Origin of the sequence: Moritella sp. JT01 (assembly GCF_001574435.1) — a bacterium.
In the GTDB taxonomy this organism is placed as follows: Bacteria; Pseudomonadota; Gammaproteobacteria; order Enterobacterales; family Moritellaceae; genus Moritella.
The window spans coordinates 70,445-77,248 of the sequence record NZ_LOCN01000031.1 but is presented as its reverse complement, the minus strand read 5'-3'; the positions used below and the strand labels follow the sequence as shown (position 1 = coordinate 77,248).

Below are 6,804 nucleotides of genomic sequence, written 5' to 3'. Positions count from 1 at the left end.
TTATATCTCTGCAAGTGCTCACACAGATTGCTTGAATAAATTGTTAAAGAGCATACTGAACGGCTGTTGCCGTGTCAGTGGGATGCATTATAGATAATAAGGTTCTATTGGCAAGTGATTTACTGAGTTTTATGACACTTTCACTTAATTCGACTAAAAAACACTCAAAACGTGACGTTTTAATACTTTTCAGTCGTGAACCATGACAAAAATAGTCTTGTTATAGAAGATAGTCGCTGCTAACAGCGAGCTCAGCATCATATAATGATAGAAACGCTCACTAATCTACGTAATTGCTCTAAACATAGATAAACAAAACAATATTCATATAACTGTCACCTTTCGCTTTTACACTGCAATGCATCAACATAGATAGCTTATCAGGATGATGACCTTGCGTATAACAACCCTTTCTCGAATCAGTTCCCTTACTTTAATCTGTCTTTCACTCTTAATGACCTATACCCTTTACGGTAGCCACCAGCAGCTTAATCGTCTTGATCACCAAAATTCGATGTTTGCGCAAATGAAAGAACAAGTCACGATTAAATTAAACCACTCGATCTCAGATTACTTACAGCAAGGTAATACTGCCGATTTACAACAGTCCGAAAAAATTATCAGTCAGTTAATCAATTCACTTGAGCAACTGGCTAGTGCCATTGATACCTCTACATTAAGCAAAGAACTCCATCAGTTTGCAGACCTTGTTGAAGGACCTTTACGTTCGTCGGGTAAATTTGCCTCTGATAATTTTCAGCTACTGAATTTTAACGAAAAAGAACTGGCGGACAATTTATCATTATTAAAGCGCCAGTTATTAGAAAATGAGATACCGCTACGTCAACAAGACCTAGTCCTCATCAGTGATATTCAGGCTAGCCTCGCGCATTTAACCAATCAACGCCAGCGCTACTTTAATCAGTTACAAACATCACAATGGCAAGAGCTGTTACTCGTAGTAAAAGAAACCGCTCTGCTGATTAGCGAACTGTCCCAATTGAGCCATTATGACTCCAGCACTGAACTTACGAGTGAAGACGATAACTTCTTAAATGACGAAGAAGATGAAGAAACTATTTTAATTGTTGATGTTACCAATGAACTAAACAGCCTTATTAGCCGTTATCCAAAAGAACTATTGAATACTAAAACCGTACTTTCTGAGCAAACAGATAACCAACAACTCGCTTTAACGGCAATCAGTAATATTCAAGCCGCGATCTTAGCATTAGATAAACCCGTTAATGACTATGCCAACACACAAAGACAAAACACCTATTTATACCTTGCCGTGATCGCACTCAGTTTGATCTTACTTGGTATTAGCTTGTTTTATGCTCAGAAATATTGGGTGGTAAAACCGTTAATTAAACTAGATAAAGCCCTCGCCTCTTTAGTTGAAAGCAATACCCGTGAACGCCTGACCTTTGCCGATCATAAAAGTGAAATCGGTTTAATCGCCTTACATTTTAATCAGCTACTTGATAACGTTAAACAAGAGCAAGTCGCTAAACTCAATCAAGTAGAGCAAGTGACTCATGCATTAAATTCACTGCAAGATGACTTCCAATCCATTAGCCAATACTCACAAGCAAGCAGTGGTACCATTAGTGATATAAGCAGTGGCGTCTCAGCAATTAATGCATTAGCACAGCAAATCGATACCGAAACCCAGTCGGTGCATGACTTAACCCAGCAAACGAATCAAAAAATGCATAGAGCAGCGAGTCAGATTATCGATTTCAGCTTGGCGACTCAGCAGACACAGCAAGCAGGTACAGACAGTTTAAAAGCTATTAAAGCCTTAAATACCAACATGGAAAATGTCGAAACTATTGTAGCTTCCATTCATCATATCGCCGATCAAACCAATTTATTGGCACTCAACGCGGCAATTGAAGCAGCGCGGGCGGGAGAGAAAGGACGTGGTTTTGCAGTCGTCGCCGACGAGGTACGTAATTTGTCGAAAAAAACCCAACAAGCACTAGAACAAATCAGCAGTTTTCTAACTCAATTAAATAGTTCGAGCACATCACTCGAACATGAAATTGTTCATATCGCACAGCGCTGTCAACAGCAGTTGGATAATGCGCAGGACATGCACAAACAAATTAATAGCGTCATTCAGCAATCTGAACAGTCACAACAAAACGCGGCAAATAGTCGTCACAATACTCATCAGCAAGTCAGCTATATTAGTGTCGTAAATGATCAAATGCAGGCGCTGAAAAATCACAGTGAAGACACCCGTCATAAAACCCTGTCAGCACAGCAACAGGTATCGGCACAAGTTCAGCAGATATTAAGTATCTTTGCCTAAACTAGACCTAAACATTAAAAACTTGAACCTGGGGTATCGAGAAACGCCAGTTCTTCGACTGTCGATTTCCGGCCTAAAATATTATTACGATGAGGATAGCGGCCAAACTGTTCAATAATCGCTTGGTGTTGTAATTCAAATTCAAGGTTAGTTTGAATATCATTACCTTGATATAAAAATACCGCTTGTTGATGAATCACTGATGATTCGCTATGCATAAAAGGCAAATAAAGAAAGCTGCATTGCAGCTGCGAGAGTTCTTTATCTGCACCATTCGCGATCGCTTCTTGGGCAAGCGCTAACGCCATATTGTCATAGATAAATGCACACGACGTATCACGGTACATATTGCGCGAAAATTGATCCAAAATGATAATCTCTGCTAACCGTCCTTCGGCACTTCGACGCCAATGAAATAACTCACCTGCAATAGCGCGCTTATGCAACTCACTAAATCGAGTTACAATTGTCCGATCAAACTCAATGTCCTTAACCCACCATTTTGCAGGGTTAATCTCTTCAAACCAAAACTTAATCACTTCTTTATACATAGTTAAACCCATCTCTGATGATCTCACCAATTGAGTATAGATTAACGCGAATCACTGAGCCCACTTGATAACGACACCTAGATCTCAGTTCTCACATTTACGTGCAGTTTTATTCTGTATTTCTAGCGCATGATACAATGTCGGTCTAAGACTGTATTGACGAAAAAACCGAATACCTAAGGCACTCGGTTTTTGATTCTCATTTGAACACACTATTTACATGGTGTAGAAATAGTATATTTGGGATTTCATCCGAATAATAATACCGCGAATAACATCTAAGAAACCAAGAAACGCAATGGGTTTAGCACCACTTATCCAGGCTAAACCAACAGCGCCAACGGGGATGTCATAATCCTCGGTCTCAATCAGCTTTAGACGCACAAAATGATGCTTATTCATTACATTCTGTCCCGTGGTCGCTCGAACCGAGGTTTCTCTTGCCAGCAATGAACCTTGCGCTTCGCCTGTCGCTTCTATGATCCCTTCCACTTCAGCAGCAAAAATATGACCAGGGTAAACCGCGGACGCAAACTCAGCACCTTGACCAACTTTGATATTGCGAATTGCTTGATGGTTTACACGCATTAGCACGTATTTTTCATTGGTATACATTTGAAGACGTGGCATCGCACCTATGTATTGACCTTCACGAATAATAAAATTTGTTAAGTAACCATCGGCTGGCGCATACACACGGGTATGATCTAAATTCCACAGTGCTTGTGCATACTCTTCAGTTTGATTGGCTAAATCAGCTTTACGACTATTCACAGCATGTTTGGATTTGATGGTATTAAGCTGGGCTTGCTGTGCATTTAGTATTAATTTTTCAGCTTTAGATTGCAACACGGTCAATTTTGCTTTCGCTACTTGTACCTCAGTCTTTTGCTCATCTAACTTACTTTCAGTGATGGTAAATGCAGCCACTTTGTTTTGATCAATATAACGCTGCAATGTCGTCTTCTTCCAATTCATATCGACGTCTATTTCAGCTTGTTGATCGAGATTGATCCTTATCTCTTTATGCGCGATCGCGTATTTAGATTCATTAATACGCACATCATCTAATGACGATGTTAACGCAACTTCAGCACTCTTCACTTGCGCAGCAGACTTATTCAGTGCGATCTGATAAACCTGATCTTCAAGTTCATAAATAAGCTGACCTTTGGTGACTGTTTGATTCGGTTTAACATGGAGCGTTTTAATGTTGCCGGTCACCTGCGTTGAACCTGGGCGTAACTGAATATGTGGCGACTGCACTAATGAACCACCCGACAAATCCATTGGTGTATAAGTAATTAAACCAACCCAGACGAATAACAACCACGCGGAGCCACCTATATAGGCAAAACTCTTAGAATATTTATTCCATGGCATACCAATTAACCGTAATAGATAAATAAGGAATGCCCAAACAGCTAACCCTTCTAGCATGCGTTATTCCCCTCTGACTTCCAAATATCTCGTACTTTTGCAATGGCTTGTTCTGCATCGACAAACGCAATAATCACCGCAAGTACCCACACCCAATGCCAAATAAATCCGACCCAAGTTAATGTCGTGATCAAGGTTAATTGTTGATGGCTATTTTTATGCGCCTGATGAATAGGAACCTCATGAAACTTCCAAAAGCCAATTCCTGCAGCCGCCACCGTTCCGATAAGCACAACAGCAGCAATAATATGTAATCCCGTATCAAAGCCAGTGCCCACAAAAGGCATAGATATTAAACTCACAGGTTAATTCCTCAATTAGCTAGTTCAGTACCTACAAATTAGGCCTAAAGTAAATAACAATAATGAGATCGATTATATTCGGGAAAGGAAGGGAAAAGGTACTCGTAGAATTGCTAGGTTTACACATATCAACTATTTTTTTATAGCCAAATAGCACGTAGAAAGCCCATAATATATTACTGTAATGACACGAATGATATCTACCTTAAACGTGATAAGGACGCTGCATATGCGGGAACTGCCCAACATAAATGAGACTGACTTAAGTATCGAACAATTTACCTTTGAGGTTTCCAATTGGTTACTGGAAAACGATACCGTCGACTTACTGACTGCGATTGAATCTTCGCTAACTACTTTTTTGCCTTACATCCAAGTTCAACGCATGTCATTGGTTCGTTTAACGCCAGATAATAGCTTTGAAGGCGCACTTGCTGTTGCGGCTCCTGGTTACAAACCCGTTGCTTTACCGGCACAAGGACTCTACTCACCTTATCTGGAGCAGATAAGTAAAGGCGAACTCATTATTGCAGAAGGTAATCTGCTCGATATTATCAATCATGATGAATTGGTGCTCAAAAAGATGGAAGGCATTATTTCTCATATTGTCGTGCCCTTTCGTGTGCGTGGTCGTATTTGGGGTGGTATTACTGCTAGCCGCTATATCGAACCGGTGCATTGGCATGAAGACACCATCACAGGGATCAGGAGTTTTGGCCAGATCCTCGCGTGCACTTACGAGCGTTACGCCTATTGGGAAAAGCTGCAGCATAAAAATGAAAAGCTCGAGTTATTATCTCACCATTTAATGGATAGCCAAGAAACCGAACGTCGAATGTTATCTCGTGAATTGCATGATAATTTCTCGCAACGCATGGCGCTATTAACCATTAAAGCATCATCGCTTTCGCAGACCTTGATTGTCGACAGTGACAAACAATCGGCAAATGCACTACACCACGAGATCCAAGGTTTGGCGAAAGATATGCAAGCCTTATCACGATCGTTACACCCAGCGATATTAGAAGATCTCGGTTTAATCACCGCATTAAAAGCGGAATGTCGACGCATATCAACAATCAAAGATATTGATATACAAACTTTATTCGACCCGATTCCGACACTTAATAAAGAACTATCTCTCAATCTTTACCGCATATTACAAGAAGCATTAAACAACGTTACCAAGCATGCGCAAGCGTCTGCTGTATTTGTGTTGATACAGCACAATGAAGATAATCTTCACTTTCAAATTATCGACGACGGGATTGGTTGCAACCTGGATTTAAACCAAACAAGAGGCAGTATCGGATTAATCAGCATTCAAGAACGCGCGCAATTATTTAACGGTACCGCGGCATTCACCTCTCCAGAAGATGGCGGTTTTATCGTTGATATCATGATCCCGACCTTAAAGGAATATTATGAGTAATATAATTTTAGCCGATGATCATCTGATTGTAGCGCAAGGCATCGCCAGTATTTTACAACCTGAGCATCAGATTTTAGCGATTGCCAAAGATGGCTTAGAATTGATCGAACTGGTCAAACAGCATCAGCCGGATTTAGTGATCACCGACATTAGCATGCCAGACATGACTGGGATCGCGGCTATTGCGGCGTTAAAGCGGATTAATAAAACCGTGAAAATTATTTGTCTCACGATGCATGACGAACAAGAATATGCCGAAAGTGCGATGGCTGCTGGCGCAAAAGGTTATGTACTCAAGCATGAAGCGAGCGAGAGCTTAATCGAAGCGGTTAACCAAGTACTGGCGGGAAATGAATATATCTCGACCTCTATTTCAGTAAATACCGACAAACCAAAATTATCATCTCGTCAAATCAGCGTATTACGTCTATTAGCGCAGGGGAAATCTGCACGCCAAGTCGCAGATGAACTGTTTATTTCACCGCGCACTGTCGAATTTCATAAATATTCGATCATGAAATTAATCAATGCAAAAACCAGTGCCGAGCTAATCCAATATGCACTTAATCATGGATTGATGGATTGATGGATTAAATCGTATTATCTCACTTATCGTTATGATGAATTACTGTAATAAACTTACGTAACAAGTGTAATTAAATTACGTAAGTTTACAACCAAACCACGGGTACATTTAAATAACAGTTAAAACAGTGACTTAACTACACACTGGTGATGCACATTACTGTAACATTA

At 40.4% G+C, this 6,804-nt stretch carries 6 protein-coding genes; 3 read left to right on the top strand and 3 right to left on the bottom strand.

Going from position 1 to position 6,804, the window contains the following annotated elements:
* The first annotated feature begins 388 nt into the window (after positions 1-388).
* Positions 389-2,323 carry a methyl-accepting chemotaxis protein gene (locus tag AKG98_RS19730; protein WP_228140371.1) on the top strand — a complete coding sequence of 645 codons (1,935 nt, stop codon included), beginning with the start codon at positions 389-391 and terminating at the stop codon, positions 2,321-2,323.
* A 14-nt stretch (positions 2,324-2,337) separates the two neighbouring features.
* Here AKG98_RS19730 and AKG98_RS19725 read toward each other — a convergent pair whose 3' ends face one another.
* The 3 genes from AKG98_RS19725 to AKG98_RS19715 all read right to left on the bottom strand — a co-directional run bounded on the left by AKG98_RS19725 (position 2,338) and on the right by AKG98_RS19715 (position 4,601).
* Entirely contained in the window at positions 2,338-2,874 is a 537-nt protein-coding gene (locus tag AKG98_RS19725) for a DUF924 family protein (protein ID WP_067050125.1), read from the bottom strand.
* A 216-nt stretch (positions 2,875-3,090) separates the two neighbouring features.
* On the bottom strand, positions 3,091-4,314 hold the full coding sequence (locus AKG98_RS19720; RefSeq protein ID WP_067050122.1) for an HlyD family secretion protein: 1,224 nt from the start codon (positions 4,312-4,314) through the stop codon (positions 3,091-3,093).
* On the bottom strand, positions 4,308-4,601 hold the full coding sequence (locus tag AKG98_RS19715) for an MFS transporter (protein WP_067050119.1): 294 nt from the start codon (positions 4,599-4,601) through the stop codon (positions 4,308-4,310). Before AKG98_RS19715 ends, AKG98_RS19720 begins: the two co-directional genes overlap by 7 nt.
* Before the next feature lie 244 nt (positions 4,602-4,845).
* Here AKG98_RS19715 and AKG98_RS19710 point away from each other — a divergent pair, with 244 nt between their 5' ends.
* Both AKG98_RS19710 and AKG98_RS19705 read left to right on the top strand, forming a co-directional pair.
* Positions 4,846-6,048 (top strand): ATP-binding protein, encoded by a 1,203-nt coding sequence (locus AKG98_RS19710; protein ID WP_067050117.1) that lies wholly within the window; start codon positions 4,846-4,848, stop codon positions 6,046-6,048.
* Positions 6,041-6,634: a response regulator transcription factor gene (locus tag AKG98_RS19705; protein WP_067050115.1), complete on the top strand. Its 594-nt coding sequence runs from the start codon at positions 6,041-6,043 to the stop codon at positions 6,632-6,634. The genes AKG98_RS19710 and AKG98_RS19705 overlap by 8 nt, the downstream gene beginning before the upstream one ends.
* Positions 6,635-6,804: the final 170 nt, after the last annotated feature.

What these genes read in the sequence shown, in the direction of transcription:
- AKG98_RS19715 (WP_067050119.1), bottom strand. Translation starts at nt 4,601, where the DNA reads ATGCCTTTTGTGGGCACTGGCTTTGATACGGGATTACATATTATTGCT.
- AKG98_RS19725 (WP_067050125.1), bottom strand. Translation starts at nt 2,874, where the DNA reads ATGTATAAAGAAGTGATTAAGTTTTGGTTTGAAGAGATTAACCCTGCA.
- AKG98_RS19720 (WP_067050122.1), bottom strand. Translation starts at nt 4,314, where the DNA reads ATGCTAGAAGGGTTAGCTGTTTGGGCATTCCTTATTTATCTATTACGG.
- AKG98_RS19730 (WP_228140371.1), top strand. Translation starts at nt 389, where the DNA reads ATGACCTTGCGTATAACAACCCTTTCTCGAATCAGTTCCCTTACTTTA.
- AKG98_RS19705 (WP_067050115.1), top strand. Translation starts at nt 6,041, where the DNA reads ATGAGTAATATAATTTTAGCCGATGATCATCTGATTGTAGCGCAAGGC.
- AKG98_RS19710 (WP_067050117.1), top strand. Translation starts at nt 4,846, where the DNA reads ATGCGGGAACTGCCCAACATAAATGAGACTGACTTAAGTATCGAACAA.